At 43.6% G+C, this 810-nt stretch carries 2 tRNA genes and 2 rRNA genes; all 4 read right to left on the bottom strand.

The features are described 5' to 3' along the window. Positions 1-129: ribosomal RNA gene (locus QTO00_RS20290) — 23S ribosomal RNA — on the bottom strand; the annotation flags it as partial. Positions 130-443: 314 nt separating this feature from the next. After that, a tRNA-Ala gene (locus QTO00_RS20285) sits at positions 444-519 on the bottom strand. Between the two features lie 38 nt (positions 520-557). Further along, positions 558-634 (bottom strand) — tRNA-Ile (locus QTO00_RS20280). A gap of 103 nt (positions 635-737) precedes the next feature. Continuing rightward, positions 738-810, bottom strand: a 16S ribosomal RNA gene (locus tag QTO00_RS20275); the annotation flags it as partial.

The following is an 810-nucleotide window of genomic DNA, read 5'->3' as shown; positions in this document are numbered from 1 at the left end:
GGTTTCCCCATTCAGAAATCCCAGACTCAAATGGTTGTTACTACCTAATCTGGGCTTATCGCAAGTTACTACGTCTTTCATCGCCTCTGACTGCCAAGGCATCCACCGTGTACGCTTAGTCACTTAACCATACAACCCCAAAGGGTCTTCTTGGCTCATTTACTTTCACTTTGAAAAGTGAAAACAAACTAAGCAACCAAAGTTGTCTCCAATTTTTTAAACATGATGGAGACACGATTTTGCCGGACTCAAATTTCCAAGAACACTTGAATGTGTGTTGGTACCTAAAACATAGTTTTAGGATTTGAGAACTTTTAATTGAATAACAACGCATCTCAAAGAGATGGGGATTGTTGTTATTCGTCAGCTTTCCAAATTGTTAAAGAGCTAGATTTTCTGATGAAAACCATTTTTAAGAACACTTAAGCAAATGTGCTTAAAGATGGTGGAGCTATGCGGGATCGAACCGCAGACCTCCTGCGTGCAAGGCAGGCGCTCTCCCAGCTGAGCTATAGCCCCATCAGGTGTTGATACTGTGTGCCAATCCCAAAAAGAATTGGTGGGTCTGAGTGGACTTGAACCACCGACCTCTCGCTTATCAGGCGAACGCTCTAACCACCTGAGCTACAGACCCAGTATCGTCTCTTAACGTGTATAAACATATCAATCTGTGTGAACACTCATCGCGACTTATTTGTTTCCGCTTTAAAAAGCAGAAGCAAACTATCCGTATCGTATAAGGAGGTGATCCAGCCCCAGGTTCCCCTAGGGCTACCTTGTTACGACTTCACCCCAGTCATGAACCACAAA

Source organism: Vibrio sp. M260118 (assembly GCF_036533755.1).
GTDB lineage: Bacteria > Pseudomonadota > Gammaproteobacteria > Enterobacterales > Vibrionaceae > Vibrio.
Note: the sequence above shows the minus strand (reverse complement) of the source record. Positions and strands in the feature narration are given on the sequence as shown.